This window comes from Polynucleobacter sp. QLW-P1DATA-2, from assembly GCF_001870365.1.
Classification (GTDB): domain Bacteria; phylum Pseudomonadota; class Gammaproteobacteria; order Burkholderiales; family Burkholderiaceae; genus Polynucleobacter.
The window spans coordinates 159,743-184,160 of sequence record NZ_LZMQ01000009.1; the positions used below are offsets into that span (position 1 = coordinate 159,743).

Below are 24,418 nucleotides of genomic sequence, written 5' to 3' on the forward strand. Positions count from 1 at the left end.
AAACTCCCACGATCGAGGGATTTTTTTATTAGAGAAATTTCGTTAAATTCTCTAGCACTTAAGTGAAATACCAAGTTTGATACCTAAAATTACGCAACCATCGCATAGAAAGAGCTGTGAATCACAGTTCAAAGCCGCTAAGTTATTAGCGGCTTTAGCTATTGCTGGTCTGGCTGGACAGGCGCTAGCTGCCCCTCCCGCCGCTAATGCGTTGCCAACAGGCGGGAAAGTTGTTGCTGGTACAGCAGCCATCTCCCAGGCGGGTAACACTATGAATATCAATCAATCAAGCCAACGTGCCGTGATTAATTGGAATAGTTTTGATGTGGGTTCAAAAGCAACGGTGAACTTTAATCAACCCAATGCTCAAGCTTCAACCCTGAACTACGTTAATGGCGCTTCCAAATCCATGATTAATGGCGCAGTCAATGCCAATGGTCAGGTTGTTTTTGTAAACAACAATGGCGTAGTATTTGGTAAGGGTGCTGAAGTAAACGTGGGCGGCATGGTGGCAACCACCATGAATATCTCCGCTACAGAATTTATGTCCGGTAAAGATACTCAGGTTTATGAGGGTGGTACTACTGGCAAGATTATTAATAAAGGCCATATTACTGGTAATAATATTAATAGTTATATTGCACTTATGGCGCCGCAAGTGATTAATACTGGTGTTATTACGGCAAATATGAGTGGTAATAATGCAATTGCATTAGTTGCCGGTCAAAAAGTGACATTAAAATTTTCCGGAAGCCAATTTGTGAGTGTTTCCGTAGATGCTTCAGTGGTTAATGCATTAATTTCGAATAAATTATTGATTAATGCAGGTAATGGCCAAGTGATTATCGGTGCCAATGCTGCTCAGAATTTAATGGGTTCACTCATTAAAAATACTGGCACGATTTCTGCATCGGATATTAATACTTCCGGTGGAAAAATCTCATTAACTGCCGACACAATCGAGCAAAGTGGTGTGATTGAAGCCAATTCTGCGCAAGCAACAGGTGGCAATATTAGCCTTAAAGGTAATAACATTACTTTAGCAAGCGGTTCAAAAACCACTGCCACTGGTGCAGCAGCCGGCGGAACTATTAATGTTGGCGTAAACAACGCAAACAATCAATCAGTTCAAGACGCTATACAAAACAATTCCTTAGCAAACACAGTTTCCGTACAAACTAACGCAACTGTAGATGCATCTGCTACCCAAAACGGTAACGGTGGAACCATCAATATTTGGTCTCAAATCAAGACCTTAATTGCTGGAAGCCTCTTCGCAAAGGGTGGGGCGCAAGGCGGTAATGGTGGCTTCATCGAGACTAGCTCTAAGGGCAACGTCTCCATTGCAGCTAGCTCAATCATTGATACATCTGCCCCAAAAGGCAAAACTGGCATGTGGACAATAGATCCGCAAGCCTTAATTATTGATAGCGCAGCAGCATCCGCTATCAGCAATGCCTTGAATAGCACCAGCGTGACATTAGATGCAACGGGTAGCGCCTGCGCGTTTGGTTCATGCACGGCCAGTCAATCTGCATTGATTCGTATCATGGCTGGTGCCGATATCTATTCAAGCAATACAGCAACCTCATTGAACTTGATCGCTACTGGCGGTCAGATTGATATCAATAGCAACATTACTGCTGGACAAGTATATGCAGTAGCCCAGGCTATTAATGTGAATGGTTCTATTAATACTAACGGTGGAAATAATTCCAATATTTATTTAGCTGGTGCCATTATTAATATTCTCGGTAATATTAATTCCAATGGCAGTAATAGTAATAATTCGAATAATACAAATTCAAACAATTTAAATTCTGCAAATACGACTACTGCGAATAATCGTCGCAATGGTCAAAATGGTTTAAATGCAGACAGTAATACTTATACAAGTAACGGCGGTTTAATTAATATTCTGGCAACTGGTGATATCAATATCGGCAGCAATAGTTATATCTCAGCAAATGGTATTAATGGGGGAGCAGTCACGATTGTTTCAACAGCCGGCAAAACAACGATTAACGGTATTGTCGATTCAATCGGTAAAGCAACTAACGGCGGCAATATCGCCATTGTTGGCAAAACCCAAACTGACATCATTGCAGCCCTCATTGGTTCCGAGGGTGTAAGTCAGGGCGGCGTGATTAATCTTGGCCAAGTAAACAACTTGGGTAATGGCACCATCCTTGCGCCACCAGCAACTGCACCTCCAGCACTCACAAATTTCGTGAACACAGCATTAGCGGCAGCAGTAGATTCAAACAACAGCATCACTAGCAGCAACATCAATCTTGATAGCCAAACTGGCATCAATGCACCAAACGGCACTATCGTCGTCTTCGGTGACCAAATTCAAGTTAACAATTCATCCCTAGCAGCCATCAATGGCGACATTGCTATTGGCCGTCCAAGCTATAGTCAAGGCGCAGTAGCTAGCTTAGTTGCAATTTCTAACTCCACATTGACTGCAAACCGCGTTGAGACCTCTGGTGATTTGTTGGGCACTCAAAATACAGCGGTTGTATCAAATGAGTGGCTGCTTGACCCAACTACCGTCACTATTACCGCTGCTGCTTCAACGGGCGGCACACTGGCTAGCGCACTTGCAGCCACTGGTGCGTCAAATATCAGCACGGCGGATATTGTTGCGGCCATTAATGCCGGCAATACGGTCAACGTAGTAGCAACAGGCGCAATTACTCAGACTGGTGCTTTAGCATTTGCGCCAGCTACAGGCATCACAGGCACCTTGATTTTGGATAACCATTTAACTCAAGGATCAAGCATTACCTCTTCAGGCGGAATTACTTCTTCAGGGGCAGGTACGGTTAATTTGCAATTCCTGGCTGGCGGTCAATCACTCGTTAGTGGTGCAATTACAGCAAGCAGCGGCCCAATAAATGTGGTCATGCAATCTTATTGGAAGACTAACACTTCCAATTTGGGCTCAGGAGCTACCGTTTTAAATACTGCCCCCATAACGACGAGGGGTGGATATGTCATCATGGACGGTACGGGCGGTACTATTGATTTAGTTCATCAAACCATCACAATGGGCACAGTCAATGTTGGCTATCTACAAAACATTTATCCCCAAGCAAGCATCAACACCACCACAAATGCTGGAGTAGTAAGCGCTACTTCAACAGGTGGCAACTTTATTGGTGCCGGTTACGATGCCGTATCCGGAGGAAGCATGGGTGCCTATGAAAGTAGTGGTGCCACCTTAAATATTGGCGGCTTCGTTAATATTCAAGCACAATCTGCAGGTACCAATTTATACAGTTATGTAATTGCCAATTACGGGCCTGGACCAATTAATGCGGCTGGCAATATCAATATAACCAATATTAGTTCTTCTACAGCACTACAAAGTGGGGGTGGTATTTACCTTAGCGCTGGTACAACTTTAACTTCATATACCGGTAGCGTAAATATAAGCAACGACAGCAACAACAGTGCCGGCAGAGGAACCGGACTTCAGATACTTGCTCCAATTGCTGCGGCGACTGGTATTACCATAAACAACAACAACTTTAATGGATATGGTGTTTATTCCACCGCAGCAATTTCGACCACTAGTGGTGCTATTACCATTAATAGTACTGACAATGAGGCTGGATTCCAAGCGGTAAATCTTACTGGATCCGTAACCGCTCCTCAGGTTCGCATTACCGCAAGCAACACAAATGCAACAGGTACGGGCGTTAGCCTTACTGGCGGTGTGACAATTACTGCGGGAACTACGGTTGGTGATGCGTTAAATATCACCTCAACAGTTGCTACAACCGGTCTTGCGGGTGGCATTGTGGTGACTGGTGGTGCGATTACCAATAACTCCAATGGCGGAAGCGTAACCTTAGTTACAAATGGTGACATTACAGCAACATCTGCGGTCAGCTTTGCTACTGCCAATACGACCAACCATGCGCAAACAATTACCTACGACACCACATCAGGCAATCTAAATAGCCAAATTACAACTGGCTCATTTACCTATGCATCCACAGGTGCTCTAAGTCCAGTCAATTATATTCAAAAGGCAAGTGGTTCAGTACTAACTGTTGGAACTTTGTCGGTATCTGGATCTATCACTATTGACAATACTTTTGGCTGTAGCGGTTCGGGATGCAACCCTACAAGTGGTTATCTTACAAACGGTACAGTAGGATCTACTACTGTTACTCAAAATGGTGCCGGGGCAATTTTAGCTAGCAACCTTACTGCTGGCGGCAACATCACAATCAATGGTGTTTGGTACGGTAGTAGTAATAGTGGCGGAACCCTAAATTTGAGCGCGGGGACGATTTCCGCGGGCCAAAATACGCTCAATGGGCCCGGTGCAATTAACCTCAATCTACTCTCATATGATCCAGCCGATTCATCCTGCATCCTGCAAGTGTCTGGAGTCATAACTTTTAATTCAGGCACTTCGAGCATTGCTGGTGGCGGCATCACTATTTTGGGCGGTCTCATTGGCCCTGGTGCAAGCGCTAATTCAGCAATCTATAGCACTTCTTCTGGTAACAATGTTGTAACCATGAATGCTTACAGCAGCAATATTAATATTGGCACTGTAGCGCAACCAATTAGAGCTGGCTACGTGATGTACAACGATGCATTTGGGGTATTGACTGCAACAGGGACTGGTGCGAGTGCAGGTAACGTTTCCATATACATGCAGGCAACTAATGCTATTGGCACAGCATTCATACACACTAAAGCGATTGTTGCCTCGAATGCTGTAACCATTGTTGCTAGTGGCCTAACTGGAACTGTGCTCTCTCAGACTGGCGCAATCACAGCTAATTCTATTTCTGTAACAGGAACGGGTACCACTGCTGCCACAGTAGTGTCTTTAGGTGCAATGACGATTAACGCGGGTGGTACAGATATTTCTGTGACTGGCAACGATACTGCTGCTGGTGGAAACACTGGCATTACCCAGACAGGCGCAATAACCCAAAATGCCAATGGCGGCAATATCTATTTCATCTCGAACAATGCGATTAGTCAAAGTGGTGCAGTAACGGTAGCTGCCAATACCAGTGGAACAACTTCAAGAATTACCTATGACACCACATCAGGCAATAAGGATTCAATAATTACTGCTGGTGCGCTGACTCTGACAGGCGGTATGGCAGGCTCATCATCACGCATTGATTACACAATGAAGTCTAGTGGCGCCAGCATCTATGCAAGTGGCGCTATTACCGTTCCAGGTTCTATCACTTTAGACAATACCTACCTTAGTGGTGTTGATAATGGTATTACCGTTAGCAACGCTAATACTTATTCAACATCCTCAGCTTACGGTGTCCGTATTGATGGAACGCTAACAGCTGGCGCCGCTATTGCTGTTCAGGGCGTAAATTCTGGTGGAGTAAGTTGGGCTGGCAATTCTGCAATCCAGACTAATAACAATATCTCTATTTTGAGTTCTCAAAAGTTTGCTGGTAATGGCATTACTTTTAATGGTTTGACTACTGCGCCTAGTGCTCAGCCATTAAATTCAGCTAATACAACCACATTCCAATCAGGTACTAGCAGTATTGTTGGTGGCGATATTAATTTTTTCCAATATAACGCTGGAGCTAATAGCGCTATTTACGGTGGCTCAATGCCAATTACAGCCTATGGAGCTAACGTAAATATAGGCACATCATCAAATCCTATATATGGCGGAGCGGGGATTAATGGCAGTTTAGGCGCCATAGTTGCAACAAAAGTTTCTGGTGTTGGGGGCAATGTTTCAATGTACGGAACGGCTTCAGTATCCAGCAATCCAGCTGTTGGATACGCCTCCTCCATAACCGCTGATGGAAACATTACTATTGTTGGAAACAATACTAACGCAGCTCCATCAACAGCGATTGTTAACTTGAGCGGATTAATTACGCTTACAAATGTAACAAATACTAGCACCTTAAGTGTCACCGCAAATTCTGCAACAACTACTGGCTATACAGGCGCTTCAACTGGAATATCTGTTTCTGGAAATATTGTTGATAACTCTAACGGCGGAAATATATCATTTATTTCTAATAATTCGATTAACCAGGCTGGCACAACCACACTTGCTCCCAATACCAGCGGTACCGCTAGCTATATTACTTACAACACTACAAGCGGTAATCAACTATCTACGATTTCAACTGGTGCCTTAACCATTGGCGCTGGAACTAGCAGCTCTGCAATTAATTACATAGAAAAATCAAGCGGCTCTGCATTAGCAATTGGCGCAACAACAGTTCCTGGTTATATTTTGTTAGACAATACTTTTGGCTGTTCTGGCGCGGGGTGTACCCCGGTTAGTGGATATATCAACACAAAAACTCTGGCATCTACATTGGCAGTGCAGGACGCAAATGGGATTTACGTTAGTGGTTCTATTAATGCAAATAGTTTTACAGCGAACGCCATCAACTATGTAACAAACGGCACTGCATACCCTGCTTTTGCGTTGGGTACTACTGCAAATACAACAGCTGTAATTACAACTGCAGGTAATATCTTAATCACGGGAATTAGTGCCGGCATAACTAGTAATACGGGTGTCGATATTCATGGCGGGATGATTTCTACTGCAGGTAATATTGATTTGACTGGCACCAATTACAGCGCGGCTTACGGTTCACTTAATATATGGAATGGCCCAGTAAGAGCTGCCGGCTCCTTAACTATGACGGCTAACGCTTACGGCGCTAGTAACTACCCCCTCTACATTGCTGGAGTGAGTACAAGTGCTATACAAGGTGCCTCAGTTACCTTGACTGCGAATGAATATTCAACCGTAGTAAACGCTATAACTACTGCTGGAGCAATCTACTCTGCAAGTACTACCCAACCAATTATTGCTACAAATGGTGATATTACTATCACGACAAACGTCGCCAATAAGGCAAATAACGGCATTAATTTATCTGGCCCAATCGTCCAAAATACAAGCGGTGGAAATATCACATTCTCCGCCGATTCCAATATCTCTCAGACTGGATCAGTTACCCTGGTTGGCAATACGAGTGGGGCAGTATCAAGTGTTACTTATGACACAACTAGAGGTAATAATGTTTCGACTATTACTTCTGGACCCCTAACGGTTAATAGCGCATCGACACAAGCAATCAATTACATTGAGAAATCGAATGGTTCAATATTAACCGTTGGCGCAACAACAGTTCCTGGTTATATTTTGGTAGACAATACCTATGGCTGCACAGGGGCTAGTTGTACTCCAGCGAGCGGATTCATTACCGCTGCAAATGGAACAACTTACGCAACATCAACTGGAAACGGTGTTAAGGTTACTGGTAGTTTAGCTAGCGGTTCCTTTGGCGGAGCTACAGGTATCACCTTAAATGGCATTTCCAATTTAGCCGCTGCCACTGGTGTGACATTGCTACCGGCTGTTACGCTAAATTCCACAACAACGATTTCAATAGCCGGAACATCCTTAGTTGCTGGTGCATACGGAGTCGACTACAGTGGCCTCGCAACTAATGGCTCAATCACGGCCGTTGGTAATATTTCTATTACTGGAAATACTCCCAATAGCGGAACAGCCAACTATATGTCGTCCCCGATTACCTCTACGGCAGGTTCAGTGGCTTTGGTTGGCACTTCAACCACTGGCGCACCAATGACAGTGACTGCAGCCATTTCATCTGCAAATGGAGTAATCATTAGAGGTACTGGTACAACTGCTACAACTGTTGTCAATCTTACTGGCACGATTACCAATGCCGCTGGAGATATCACCATTACAGGAAATGACACTGCAGCGGGTGGAAACACTGGCATTACCCAAACCGGTGCTATTACTCAGAATGCCAATGGCGGCAATATCACTTTCACCTCTAACAATGCGATTAGTCAAAGTGGTGCAGTAACGGTAGCTCCCAATACCAGCGGTACCGCTAGCTATATTACTTACAACACTACAAGCGGTAATCAGCTGTCTACGATTTCAACTGGTGCCTTAACCATTGGCGCTGGAACTAGCAGCTCTGCAATTAATTACATAGAAAAATCAAGCGGCTCTGCATTAGCAATTGGCGCAACAACAGTTCCTGGTTATATTTTGGTAGACAATACCTATGGCTGCACAGGGGCTAGTTGTACTCCAGCGAGCGGATATTTAAACGCAGCTACTATTACTACTAGCAATACAACCACCACTAGTGGTGTTCTCGTTGCGGGCGAATTGCGTGCGGGTACTTATGTAACCCTTAACGGTGCAACCGCCGGCACAAATGCTTCTACTGCAGGGGTTCAATTGGGTGCAAACATAAGTTCGTCAACGCTCATTAGTGGCCAAGGCGTCAATATCACTGCTGCCACTGGTCTCTCCGGTGACGGCATCATGATGAGAACATCTGCCGGAGCTGCTGCTTCAGTCACGATTACATCTGGTACTGCTGCCCTGGTTGGTGGGGATGTGAATTTCTTAGCAAATGCAGTCAATAGTGGTTGGATCGCGCTGTATGGTTATATGACAGGGAATATCAGCATCACCACTTATGGTGCAAACATCAACTTAGGAACTTCCTTAGCCCCTTTGGCTGGTGGCAATGCAATTTATGCAAATAGTGGTAATTTATTTGGTACGTTACGTGCTACCACTGTTGGCGCAGGGAGCGGGAATATCAACATCTATGGTTTAAGTACCATAAGCGGTGGAAATTCAGCATTTGGTGGAACTATCACAGCTGATTCAGCTGTTACGATCTATGCTAAGAACTCTGCATCAACGTCAACTGTATCTGCGCTTGCTACAAACGCGGTCATTACCTCAAATAATAGTTCGGCGACCATTACGGGCATCAACCAAGGCACTGGTACAAGCGGCATGGCAGTTACTGCAACTGGTTTAATTACAGGCAACTCTATAGCGGTAACCGGAACAAGCGTAGCAGCAGCAACCGTGGTTTCCTTGGGTGCAATGACAATTAATGCCTGTTCGGCAGGGGTTGCGTGTAACTCCAATAATATTTCTGTAACTGGAAATGACTCTGCGGCTGGAAACCAAATAGGCATTACCCAAACTGGCGCTATTACCGATAATGCTAGCGGTGGAAATATCTTGTTTAAGTCTAACAACCAGATCGCTCAAAACGGCACTATTTCGATTGCCCAAAATACAAGCGGCACTCCATCCAGCATCGTTTATGACACAACATTAGGAAACAAGCTCTCTCTAATTAATGCTGGAGCAGTAACTTTTAACGGAACATCTACTAGCTATATTAATTACAGCAATATTACTGCGGGCGCAGAAATTATTGTGAATAGCGCGCTTAATGTTCCTGGCTCCATTACTTTTGATAATACTTATATCAATGGAGTGCAGGGCGCAATCAACCCGACTAATGCCTGGAACAATGCAACTACAGCATCTGTAGCTATACCTATCACTGCAAGTCTTACTGCTATAAATGGTATTTATATTCGTGGTGCAGTAGGTGCGACCAACAACACTGCTGCGCCAGGATTTGATGCTATTACCATTACCGGTGGAACTGCTGTTGCACCAATCGTATTGCAAACTACAGGAGTGTTTGCAGCGGGGGCTGATGCAATTAATATTGTTGGTATTGAGCCAAGTCAAAATACGACTAAAAATGCGATTAATATCGCAAACTACACGCAGATTAATAATAATTCGACTGCAGCGTCTGGTTCATCGTGGGGTGGTAACACTAATATTGTTGCTTACTCGGGACGTTATAACGATGCAATCACAGTCACCAATGCCTCTACTGCGGGTGCTCTTGAGTTAAGCGCCATTGGAACAAGTGCTGATATCGTAACTGTTGCTGGAACCCTGTTTACCCAAAATTCTAATGCTGGCGTATTCATTGCAACATCCAATAACGGAAACGTAACACCACCGAAAATCGTTAATAATGGCACCGGGCCAGTAGTCATTGAAGCGGGCGCTTATTTTGCAGCCGGCACAGTAAATTCTGCATGTTCAGCAACTGCTTGTGGTCAGATCACGGCAATTTCTGGAAATAACATTACGTCGCCAAACGGTAACGTCTATTTGTATGCCGGTTCGCCTGGAGTTACCGCCGGAACAACTTCCACACAAGCCTCCTTAGGATTGCTTTCTCCTAGCTTGGGTGATTTCACATTCAGCAATACATTGTTTAGCCAGGCTTATGCCGCTGGTAACGTTGCAGCTACATCATTGCCTATCTTTACATTAGGCGGCATTAATACTGCAAACGTAGCAGGTGGTACAGGCGGTACTAGCTGGAATACTGGTGCAATTACTTCTACAAATACTGGCCCAGTAATTCAGTTCCGTATTTCACCAAGTTACACAGCCACGTTATCAGGCAACGTGACTAAGGTTTATGGAACAAACGACCCATTAGCTACTGCGGGTAACCTTACTACTCCAGGCAGTCTTGACTATCAATTACAGGCCCTTTATACAAAAACGACTAATAATTCAGGCTGGGTGTCTAATGGTACGGTAGTAGGAACAGGTTCTTCGGCGATTACCTGTGCAAGTACAGATGGATGTGCGCTGATCACTGTTAATAGCGTGAACTTTGTCGTTCCATTGGGCGCTTTTGTTAACTCTTTGCAAGCATTGCCCCCAACTCCACGCACAAGTTATGGCACGCTTGCGGGTGAGCAGGTTAATACCAATAGCACAAGCTACACCTACAACATCACAAGCACACACGGCATTAGCGTAAGTTCTGGCGTGACTATCAATAGCCAAAGTTTTGGCAATGTTGGACTGGTGATTACTCCTGCGCCATTAACGATTACTGCTTCAGCAGAATCTAAAAATTATGGTTCTACATTAACTCCTGCAGGAACAGAATTTACGACTACTGGACTTAAATCCACCACCACAGTCGATGGAGTCACACTCACAGATACGATTAGCACTGTCAGCCTAGCATCATCAGGTTTTGCCTCTAGCGCTAATGCAGGTACTTACGCCATTACGCCAAGTGCTCCAACCTTCACATCAGGCGTAGCAAGTAACTATGCTATTTCCTATGCTCCTGGAACACTCACAGTTCTAGGTATTAGTGTCTACGTTACTGCCGTCAATGACGGTAAGGTTTATGGATCAAGCACTACTACTGGCGGCATCACCTATAACAGCAGTGGGGTAGTTACCAATCCAGCAAGCTCTGCTTATAGCGTTACAGGCTTATTGGCTGGTAACAGTATTTCTGGATTAACCCTGACTAGTACTGGCGGTATTGCTAGTGCTGGCGTAGGAACTTATTCCATCGTGCCTTCACTGGCTACTATCAGCGGAGCGGGTGCCGGAAACTATACCGTGTATTACACCAATGGCACGATGACGATTACGCCTAAACCTATTACGATTACAGCTAATGCTGTGACTACTACTTATGGCACATCAAGTGCGCTATCGCAAAGTGCTTACACTGTGACCGGTGGTTTGGCGACTGGTGATGCTATTACTGCAGCTGCAATTAAATACGGCACAGGCACTAGCGTTCCTGGAACAGTAAATGCAGGTACCTATGCCGGCGCAATTGTGCCTAGCGGAGCAACAGGTACAGGTGGATTTAATAGCACGAACTATGCGATTTCATATACGGCGGGCAATTTAACTGTTAACCCACTCAATTTGACCATTACTGCTTCAGCCCAAGGCACCTCTTACGGCACAGCCTACTCACTGGGTTCTAGCGCTTATACCCAAAGTGTTGCCAATTTACCGAACAGTGATGCGATTTCTGGGGTGGTGCTGCAATCAGGCGGAGTAAACTTGGTGCCGGGTGCAACTAATGCAGGTAGTTACACCATTACTCCAAGTGCTGCGACTTTCTCAAGCGGCTTAGCATCGAACTACAACATCAGCTATGTAACGGGTGCATTAACTATCGCTAAGGCTGATTTGACGATTACGCCAAATGCGGTGAGCACAACTTATAACGGCACCACTCTCAATAACACTACTTACTCTGATGCTATAGCAAACTACAGCATCGCGGGTTACAAAAATACTGATACGAGTGTCAATATCCCGATTGCCTTGACAGGTGCCATGACCTTTACTAGCACAGGTCAATCTACTGTAAAGAACGCAGCAACCTATACATATGGAGTGGGTACATTGGTTGGAACATCAACTAACACCAACTACAACATTGTCTGGGCTAATGCACCAAATAATGCGTATGTCATTAATAAGGCAACGGCTACTATTACTGCTACTAAACCTTATGACGGAACGGTGAACTTTGCTACCAGCACGCTTACGGTTATTGGTGTTGGCTCAGAAACACTAACTGTTTCAGCCGGTACAGGAGCCGCAAATAGCGCCAATGTAGTGGGGGTTTCTAGCCTAACAACTTCTGGATATACGCTTGCTAATGGCACTGGTTTAGCTTCGAACTATATCTTGCCGACATCGACTTCATCAGTCACGATCACACCATTAACGCTGACTGCCGCCATCAGTGGCAGCGCGCAAACAAAAGTCTACGACACTACTAGCACAGCCAATCTGACAGCTGGATCATGTTCCGTCAGCCCATGTACAGCTGGCAACGGCGTAACACTTTCTGGCAATGCAGCCACCTCTGGTAGCTACACAATCAGTGGATTTGTAGCGGGCGAGGGTGCGTATATTACTGCGTCAACGGGTAACTTCATTAATACAACGAGTGGACTGGCAACGCCAAATGTCACACTCAATAACCTAGCTATTGCCGCTGGTAGCCAAGCAAATGCGGTGAAGGTATCGATTGCGCCAACGAATATCTTGGCACTGTCCAATACCATTTTGAGTAACTATGTATTGCCAAGTGCTGCACAAAGTCCTTCTACAGCCACGATCACTGCTGCTCCGCTTGGTGTAGTAGCGAATAACTACTCTATGTTCACTGGTGGAACTACGCCGACAGCTGTATCTGGTGTGAGTGTTACCAGTGCATCACCATCATCACCAGCTACCCCAGGACCAACCTCTTTATCTGCTCAGGTATCGGGCTTATTGGGGTCAGATTCAGTAGCGGTTTCATTGCCATTACCAGGTGGATTTACCGCATCGGCTGGCGGCACATACACTCTTACCCCGTCAATTGCTGCGAGCGTTACAGCTGGTAACTACAGCATTACGCCAACTACTGCGGTTTTATCGGTTGTGGGCAACCAAGATCTGGTGATTTCCGCGGGTAATGCTTCACATGTGTACGGCACAGTAACTGCTGCAAATTTAGCAACATCAGCTACTCCTGTTGTTCGGTATTGCGCTGCTGTCACAGGATCCTGTGCTGGCGCAGTTATTAACTTAACTGTTGCACCAACAGCAACGCCAAATGTCTGGAGCGCGACTTCAATTACTGGGGGTATCTATAACTTCACAGTAACCGTAGCGAATCCTACTTATAGTACGGGTGGATATGTCAATGTTGGTAGCTATGCCGCCACACCATCGAATAACCAAGTTATACACACTGACACTGTCACAATTTTGCAGACGTATTACGTTGCTGGCACTGTAGCTGTTACACCACTAGCGGTAACCCCAATCAATAATCAAGTCCCATCTAAGGTTTATGACGCGACTACTATGTTGGCGATGACCCCATTATCTACAGCTAATATGAGGCTGGCAGGTGACACATTGAGCATAACTGGAACAGCAGCCTATAACTCTAAAAATGTTGGTACAAATGTTGGTTACACCATTAGTAACCTAGCATTGGGCGGTGCTGATGCAGCAAACTATGTACTGAGCACTAACACTTTGACGGGTACTAACGGTACGATTACGCCAGCACCTTTGACCGTAGGCGGTTTGTCAGCCAATAGCAAGGTATACGACACAACCAATGTAGCATCAATTTCTTCAGCTGGGCAAATGCTAGTAGGTGTCTTGGGTACGGATGCCGTTAGCATTAGTTCAACGGGTAATTATGTAGGCAGCTTTAGTCAGGTTAATGCCGCCAATAACCTAACAGTCACAGCAGCAACATCGACTTTAGGTGGTTTGACTGTCATGAGTGGCGTTACTTTAGCCGGAATCGACTCCGGTAACTACTATGTTGCTGGTCCAAGTACAGCGCTAACTGCCAACATTACGCCAGTGGCAGTTTCTATCACTGGTACTCGTGTCTATAACGGCACTACCGCATTTGATGCTAATCAATTAGCTGTTGCCGGTATTGCTGGACAGACTTTGTTATTGAGTGGTACGGGGGTAGCAAATAGTGCCAATGTTGGCATCGCCAATACTCTATCGAGTATGTCTGGACTTACTTTAGCTAACGGTACAACTGGCACGATTGGATTGGCTAGCAATTACACTTTGGTAGGTGCTACAAGTAATATCAGTATTACACCAGCGGCCATCACAGTATCTGCTGCCGATGTCACCAAAACGTATGACGGCACAACTGCTGCTAGCTCAACTCCAGTGTTAGTGTCTGGAACTTTGTATGCCAATGCATCAAATGGCGGTGTGGCGGATGCATTAACTGGTGGCACCTACGCATACACCAACCCGAATGTGGGAAGTGGTAACAAGACTGTGACCGTCTCTGGCGTGTTAGCGAGCGATGGCAACTCTGGTGCGAACTACACGATTAGCTACGTAAACAATACGACTAGCACAATTACTGCTAAGGCCATTAGCGTGACTGCATTGGCACAATCGAAGTCTTATGGCACGAGTGATCCTACCTTGACTTATACCGTGACCGGCTTAGCGCCAACGGATTCATTATTGGTCATGAGCGGTAATCTCTTGCGTCAAGGCACTACTGCGCCTAATGTGGCGAGCAGCGTTACTTATGAACAAGTGGGAACCTATCCAATCGCAATTGGTAGCTTAAGTGCTGGCTCAAACTACCACATTACTAGCTTCACTCCAGCCAATTTAACGATTGCCAAGTACGCCGCGAATGCTTTAACCGTTACCGCAGATGTGCAAACCAAGGTATATGGCACAAATGATCCGACACTAACTTATGTCACAACCGGCTTGCCAGCATCTCTTACGGCTGATGGACTAACTTGGACTGATTCAGCAGCAACAGCAGTCACTGGATCCTTAATCCGTGCAGGAATGTCGGCGCCTGGTTTAGCACCGAATGCCACACCAGAAGCGGTGGGCACCTATGCGATTACCAATACGTATACAGCCAGCCCATTAGTATCAGCAAACTACAACATCAACTATGTTGGTGCTAATTTGACTATTACGCCAGCACCATTAAGTGTTAGTGCTGCAAATAAGACAAAGTCTTATGCAACCAATGATCCTGCTCTTACCTTAAATGCACCAGTCGGTCTAGTTAACGCGACCGTAGATGGCGTAACGATTGCGGACAGCAGTTCTGTTCTGACTGGTAATTTAGCCCGTGCTCAAGCTGGCACATTAGCGGGCGAACAGGCTGCTACCAGCCCATATGCTATTACTCAGGGTACTGTAGCGGTTGCGGGTGGTAACTACACCTTAACCTTTACCCCAGGCATCCTGTCTATCACCCCATATGCTGGCACGATTACTGTGGTTGCTGCAAATAATCAAAAAGGGTATGGCTCATCAGATCCAGCCTTAACCTATACCGTAAATGGTTTGGCAAATGTGACATTAAGTAATGGTGTGGTCATTAATGACACCCTTGCGCCAACCTCCTTCTTCTCCGGTAATGTTGCACGTGCACCTGGTGAAAATATGGGTACCTACCCAATTGGTGTCGGTAGCTTGACGCTTAATAGTGGTGCAGGGCGTAACTATTCCTGGTCTCCGACTAATTCGGCGACATTTACCCCAGGTGTATTCACTATTGATCGAGCAACGCTTTATGTGATCGTGGCTGACAACGGTAAGTTTGTATTCCAAAATGATCCAACACCGCTAACGGCTGTGGTGTACTCTGGATTTGTTAATGGCGATACCTCTTCGACAGCAGCAGGACTCGTTGCGCCGACACTGACACGTATAAGTGCGGGCAATAATGTAGTTGGTACATACGCAATTACCGCATCTGGTGCTTCAGCTACGAACTACAACATCGTGTATCAGTACACCCAAGGTGTATCCGGTTCCGCCCCTTATGGTACGAACTCTAACTTCTATGTAGCGGGCGGTAATGACTTGTTAATTGCACCTGCGCCAGTAACAGCGGTATACGGAACTGCTAATGCCAATATCAATTTAGGTAAGCCTGTGGTGCAGACTTGCGTATCACCATGCGCTGCTCCTAGTGATATTGTGACTTTGAATTACACCGGCACCAATAATGGTGTTCTGTCTTACACTGATCCTGCTAAAGGTTCTGGTGGAGTGTCTTTTGCACTTGGTACAAATTACGACTCCACAAGTCCAGCATTGCGAAACGTGGATGCGTATTCACTGACGCCAACTGGTATCACCCAAATTGCCAATAATTCAGGTGCCAATAACTATCAGAGCACCTTTGGTCTAGGCTCAACCTTAACGATTACTCCAGCGCCTTTAACAATTACGTCTGCAAGTGCTGTGAAGGTTTACGATGGGACCACAACTGCTACTACCTTGATGGGTGCGGCAGCAATTAATCTAGCTTCCGCAACAACAGCTACCGGAATTTATAACGATGTTATTAGTGGTGGTAACTTTGCCTACACATCTCCTAATGCTTGCGCAGGCATCTGTAATGTATCCGTATCTAATGCGGCGATTTCTGGCACTGGTGTTGTTAATGCCTTAGGGAACTACAGCATTACATATCAGAACAACACTACAAGCACGATTACTCAGGCAACATTGACGGTGACTGCGAACACGCAAACCAAGATGTATGGCACAAATGATCCAGCGCTAACTTATCTTGTCAGTGGCTTAGCCCCTACCGATACTGCTGCTGGAGTATTGAGTGGTTCATTGGTGCGCAATCAATTTGGTACTTTGGCTGGAGAGCAGGTTAATACAAACCCAGGCTACGCGATTCTGCAGGGTAGCTTGTTAGCTAACCCGAACTACGCCCTTACATACGTTGCTAGCGCTTTAAAGATTACACCGCGTACACCATGGACAGGACCTGGCGCTTGGCCTGGCCCTGGACCAGCTCCGCAGGCTTTAACTGTTGCAGCAGATGATCAGACAAAGGTCTATGGAACAAATGACCCAAGTTTGACCTATACAGTAACTGGTTTGGTAAGTGTGACACTTGCAAACGGCGTAGTCATTAACGATACAGCTGCTTCAGTCTTTACAGGTGGCCTATTGCGTGCCGGAACAACAGCTCCCGGAGTTGCTACTGGATTAGCCAGTGAGCAAGTAGGAAGTTATGCAATTGCGAATAACAGTGCGACAGCGCCTCTGGCTCTGAATGCAGCTGCCCAATCTAACTATGGTTTAGCGGCGAATGGCTTTGTTTATAACGCTGGCACTCTGCAAATTACGCCAAGTACAGCAACATTGAATATTGTTGCCGCGAACAAGAGCAAGTCTTATGCAACCAACGATCCAGCGTTGACCTACACGGTTACTGCGGGTAATGGCTCATTAGTTAATACGTTGGTCGATGGTATTCAAATCACCGATACTGCTGCCACCGTGACCAGTGGATCTCTGACTCGCGCCCAGTACAGTACGTTACCAGGCGAGCAGGTGGGAACTTATGCAATAACGCAAGGTAGCGTTGTGGCCTCACCAAACTACATTTCATCAACCTTTACACCTGCAACATTAACTATTACCCCTTATGCAACGCCGCTAGTAATTACAGCTGCTGCTAAGACAAAGTCTTATGCTACGAATGACCCTGCGTTGACCTATAGCGTTACCGGTTTAGTGAGCGGGGTAGTTGTAGATGGTGTAACCATTACTGATACGGCTGTAAATACTGTCAGCGGTAGCTTGCTGCGTGCAGGAACATCTGCACCAGGCGTTGCTACGAGCGCATCAAGTGAGAACGTAGGCACTTATGCGATCGCTCAAAACACGGTTGCACCTAATGCAAACTACACCGCTACTTATGTTGGTGCTAACTTAACCATTACACCTTATGCAACACCATTAACGGTAAGCGCAAATAATCAATCCATGGTTTACGGCAGTGCAAATATGCCTGGTTTAACGTATAGCGTCTCTGGTTTGGTAAATGGGGTAACGGTTGATGGTATTACTTTGACTAGTACTCCAGCAAATATCTTTACCGGAATTCTTGCTACAACAGCAACTGCTTACAGCGGTACGGCTGGCTCTAGTTCTAATGTTGGTAACTACCCAATTACCGTTGGAACATTAGCGCTAAATACAGGCGAGGGTGCAAACTATACTTTTGTTGCTGCCAATAACTTTCATGCGGGCACTTTGGCTGTTACACCCGCAAACTTGACTATTGCTGTTGCTGATAACAGTAAATTCGTATTCCAAGCAGACCCAAGCCCAATTTCTACATTTGCCTATAGTGGATTTGTCAATGGTGATACTGCCAGTGCATTAGCTGCGGGTAGCAGTTTGACTGCGCCAGTATTGGCTAGAACTAGTGCGGGTAACAGTGTTGCTGGCACTTATGCCATTACTGCGTCCGGCGCAGCTGCCTCTAACTACAACATCGTCTATCAATACACCCAAGGAGTAACTGCAAGCACTCCAAATGGAGTTAACTCTAATTTTGTGATTGCTGGGCCCTATGATGTACTGATTGAAGCAAAGCCAACCACCGTGATGTATGGCACCACCAGTGTTACCTACACAACACCAGTCGTTACCTATTGCACTACCTGTAATGGAAGTTCAAGTTTGGTTACCTTAAGCGGTACGAATAACGGTAATGCATGGACTTTTGTCGATAATCTTTCTGTATCTGGTGGCGTTACCTTTAATCTCACGTCTCCGTACAGTACCGCTTCAGCATCTACTCGCGCTGTTGGTAACTATGTCATTAGTGCTGCAAACGTTGCTCCAATCTCGAATGCCGGTGGTTCATCCAATTACAACAGCATTCATACTGTTGATAGCGCCTTAAGTGTTACACCCGCGCCGATTTCCATTACCGCTGCAAATGTCACAAAGGCTTATGATGGCCTGACGACTACTGTGGGTGCAGCACCAATTACAACCGCTGGAACACAAACCTACTTTGGTGATGTCTTAAGTGGTGGTACGTTTACCTACACAACAGCTGGTGCTGGTGCTGGCAACAAGACAGTTGTTCCTGATTTAGTTGGCATTACCAATGGCGCTACAAATGTAGCCTCAAACTACACCGTTACCTATGTCAATAACACGACTAGTACGATTACGCCTGCCGCATTGACCATTACCGCTAATCCACAAACTAAGATGTACGGCACAAATGATCCTACATTGACCTATGTGGTGAGTGGCTTGGCGCCTACCGATACTGTTGCTTCAGTGATTACTGGAGGAGCATTAACCCGTGCACAAGTTGCTACTTTGGCGGGAGAGCAGGTCGGTAGCTACACCATCACCCAAGACACCTTGGCTGCAAATCCTAACTATGCAGTGACCTACGTACCGAATACATTGAGTATTACTCCGCGTGCTCCATGGACTGGTCCAGGAGCATGGCCTGGCCCTGGTCCAGCGCCACAAGCCTTAGTAGTGACTGCAGTTGATCAGACTAAAGCGTACGGCTCAAACGATCCAACGTTGACCTATAACGTAATCGGTCTTGTGAGCATAACCTTAGCCAATGGAGTGGTGATTAACGATACTGCAGCATCAGTATTTACTGGCGGATTATTGCGTGCCGGTACTTCTGCTCCAGGCGTTGCTACAAGTATTGCTAGCGAGCAGGTTGGCTCTTATGTGATAGCCAATAACAGCGCAACAGCACCGCTGGCACTCAATGCCGCCGCTCAATCGAACTATGGTTTGACTGCTAATGGATTCGCCTTTACCCCAGCGACCTTAACCATTACACCAAAAGTTGTTGGTATTAATGTAGTTGCTGATAACAAAACGAAGATGTATGCCACAAATGATCCTGCTTTAACCTTTACATCGAGCATGGGATCTGGCTCACTCGTAAGTGGCTTGGTTGATGGTATACAAATCACCGACACCTTTAGCAATATCTTTACCGGAACAATTACACGTGCTCAAGTGGCTACACTGCCTGGAGAGCAAGTGGGCCCATATGCAATTACTCAAGGCACTTTGGCCTCGCCAAATTACGCTGGTGTTAACTACACCGCAGGTGTGTTAACAATTACTCCACGCCGCGCCTGGAATCCTGCGATTGATGGGCCTTGGACTGGACCAGGTCCAGCTCCACAAGACCTGACCGTGGTTGCAAACAACCATACTAAGTCATATGCCACAAATGACCCAGCCCTAACGTATGCTGTTTCTGGATTGGCATCAGTCACGCTCGCAAATGGCGTAGTGATTAATGACACTGCAGCAAATGAATTGACAGGAGCGCTTACTCGCGCCCAATATGGAACAATCGCTGGTGAGCAGGTCAATACAACTACTGGCTATGCTATTACTCAGGGCACTTTGACTCAGAACGCTAATTACGCTCCATTGATATATACCGGTGCTACCCTGACTATTACCCCTTACGCTACACCAATTGTCGTGACTGCTGAGGCTAAAACAAAAACTTATGGAACAAGTGATCCAAGCCTTACTTATGCTGTAACTGGATTGGTAAATGGCGTATTCGTAGACGGCGTTACTCTGATTGACACTCCTAGTACAGCCTTAACTGGTAATTTAGTGCGTGCTGGCACAACCTCTCCTAATGTTGCAACTTCAGTGGCATCAGAGCAGGTTGGAAGCTACGTAATTAATCAAGGCACAATTTACGCAAATAACTACAACATTACTTACGTTCCGGCAAACCTGACAATTACTCCATATGCAACACCGTTGGCTGTAATTGCAGATGCAAAGACCAAAGTCTATGGAGTAAATGATCCGACCTTAACTTACAGTGTTGCGGCATTGCCAAACATCTTGAATGCTGACGGTTTGATTTGGACGGACACGGTTGCTAATTCAATGACCGGTAATCTAGTACGTACTGGCACAACCGCACCTAATCTTGCTACTTCAGTGGCATCAGAGCAGGTTGGAAGCTATGTAATTAATCAGGGCACATTGAGCTCAACTAATTACAACTTGGTTTATACGCCTGCAAATCTCACTATTTTTCCAGCAGTCGTCACAGTAAATGCTAATGCTGCTACTAAGTCTTACGGCACTTCTGATCCCGCCTTGACTTATACGACATCAGGATTATTGAGTGGAATTACGGTTGATGGCATAGTGATTAATGACACCGCAGCAATCATGAGTGGCTCGTTGAGTAGAGTAGGATATGGAACAGTAGCAGGTGAGCAAGTAGGCGTTTATGCAACAACTATTGGTGGTGTAAATGCAGGCCCTAATTACACAACGCTATTAAACCCAAGTACGCTGACAATCACCCCTTATGCTGGTGCTATTACGATTGCTGCGAATAACCAAAGCATGGTGTATGGCAGCAGCAGCCTACCAGTGCTCACTTACAGTGTTTCAGGTATTCCGAGCTCATTTAGTGTTGATGGTGTTACCTGGAGTGATTCCGCCGCAAATGTTATTGCTGGCGCTTTGAGCACAAGTGCAACAGCATTTAATGGCTCCGCAGGTTCAGCTTCAAATGTCGGAAACTACCCAATCGCTCAAGGCACAGTAGCGCTGACTTCGGGTGCAGGCTCTAACTATGCTTCTCCTACCTTTGTGGCAGGCACATTGGCGGTGACACCTGCGCCGTTAACCATTGCTGTGGCTGACAATGGAAAACTCATCGGACGCGCTGATCCTGCTGTATTAGCTGCAACTGCATATAGTGGACTTGTGAATGGCGACACCGTAACAGTGAATGGAAGTGGCATCACAACTTCTACGATGCCTGGCTTTGTTGCGCCAATATTAGCGCGCGTACCCGGTCAAGATGCTGGTACTTACAACGTTACAGCGACTGGCGCAGCAGCATCAAACTACACCGTTACATATCAGTACACGAATTCATCGAATACGGCTTCCACATTTACTATTGTTGGGGCTGGTGATTTGTTGATTCAGGCTAAGCCAACGACGATTGTCTATGGAACTCCTAATTCGGGCTTCACTTTTGCAACCCCTGTAGCAAGTTACTGCACTGGTTGCACTAGCAGCACTCCTGGCACGACAACAACACTGGTTGCGGGCGTTCCTTCTGCTAATGCCTGGACATTTACTGATCCAGCAGTGGGTAGTGGTGGCGTTACGTTCACTTTAGCCTCTAGTAATTATCATTCTGACTTCGCTGCGGCTAGAAATGTGGGTATATACAACGTAGGTGCAACCTCAATTGCTCAGATTCCTAATGCTCAAAGCTCGAATAATTATGGTCATGTTTATTCAACAGGCAGCACCTTAACTGTTACTCCAAAACCAGTTTCAATTACTACGGCAGATGTCACAAAGACATATGACGGTTTAACTACAACAGTTGGGGGCTCGGCGATTACTGCTGGCGGCACATCATTGGCATTTAATGATGCATTAAACGGCGGTGTCTTTACATACATTCCAACTGGAAGCGCATCGGCTTCTAGTGCACCTAATGTCGCAAGCGGAACAAAAACAGTCTCCACCAATCTTGTAGACATTAGTAATGGTGGCGTTGATGTAGCCTCTAACTATACGGTCACATATGTCAATAACACCACAAGCTCAATTACTGCTGCTGCTTTGACTATTACCGCCAATAATCAAACAAAGATGTACGGCACAAATGATCCAACACTTACTTATGTTGTAAGTGGTTTGGCGCCTACTGATAGCCTCACTAGCGCTGGCATTACAGGAAATCTTGCGCGTGCTCAATTCGGCACCGCCTATGGAGCGACTGGAGAACATGTAGGTAACTATGATATTACCCAAGGTACATTGGTAGCGAACTCTAACTACAGTGTGACATTTGTTGACGGCGCCCTCACAATTACTCCACGCGCTCCATGGACTGGTCCAGGCGCATGGCCTGGCCCTGGTCCAGCACCACAGGCTCTGGTTGTTACCGCTGCCAACAATACTAAGGTTTACGGGGTAAATGATCCTGCTTTGGCTTACACCGTTGCCGGCTTAGTAAACGTAACCCTGGCTAATGGTGTGGTAATTAATGACACTGCTACAAGCGTGTTTGGTGCAACTAACGTATTGCGTGCAGGAACATCTTCGCCAGGTGTTGCGCTCGGTCTTGCTGATGAGCAGGTTGGAAGTTACACAATTAATAGGGGTAATTTGACCCTGCAAACAGCAAACTATGGAAGTGCATTTGTGTTTAATTCCGGAATTTTCACAATCACTCCAAAAGTAGTAACTGGAGCCAGTATTGTGGCAGCCAACAAAACTAAGATGTATGGCACAAATGATCCAGCGCTAACCTTTACTGCTAATGCCCCAGCAGGTACATTTGTGGTGGCTACTGTGGATGGCATTTCAATTAACGATTCAGCAGCAAACGTATTAACCGGTCAATTGACTCGTGCGCAAGTTAATACACTTGCAGGAGAGCAAGTAACTTCTGCAGGTTATGCAATTACTCAAGGATCTGTAGCGGCTTCTGGAAATTACTCTGGATTTACATACACGCCAGCCGTTCTAACTATTACTCCACTTCGCGCTTGGAACCCAGCCGTGGATGGTCCTTGGACTGGTCCCGGTCCAATGCCGCAGGCCTTAACAGTTACTGCAATACCTGCGACAAAAATGTTTGGCGCTGCTGATCCAGTATTTGCATATACAGCCACAGGGTTAGTGAATACAACTCTGGCAAATGGCGTTGTTATTGCCGATACACCTGCAAATGTCTTCTCGGGCGCACTATCTCGTGTCTCTGGAGAAAATTCTGGAGGTGTGTATCTGATGACTCGTGGCAGCCTAATGCAGAATGCCAACTATGATTCATATGTATTTGTTCCGGCAACTCTAACGATAGGTTTAGCGCCTCAGACCATCAATAATATGGCTGTGTTGCAACAGCAAATTGCAGCAGATGTACCAGAAGAGCGTCCTACTGACTTGATCAGAAAAGGGGAGTTGATTTACGTACGCGATCAAGACGACTTGCCGAAGTACTTACAGGCAATTGAGGTTCCACCATCAGGCGCATTTAAGTTCCCTGTGCCAGATCAAATTATTCAGGAGCTGATTAACCTGTCCGGCGAGAATGTGACCTTGTCTAAACAAGTCGGCAGCTACAAGTTATTGTTATTACCTAATGGCAGCAGACTAGTTGTGACTTTGCCTGATGACGCACCATTGCCAGCTGGCATTCGGTACGATGCCGCAAGTAAGGGCTTCTCAGTGCCTAAACTTGGCGAAGTTACTCTGCCTCTGTCTGTAAAAGTAACGCTGATGCGTGGCAATAAAGTCTTGAGTCAGAAGATCATGGTGGTTACTAAGTAA

1 protein-coding gene is annotated in these 24,418 nt (G+C 45.9%); it reads left to right on the top strand.

All coding sequences use genetic code 11. The features are described from left to right. Positions 1-76 precede the first annotated feature (76 nt). Complete coding sequence (locus A9236_RS10675) at positions 77-24,418, top strand: MBG domain-containing protein (protein WP_071467892.1); 24,342 nt, start codon at positions 77-79, stop codon at positions 24,416-24,418.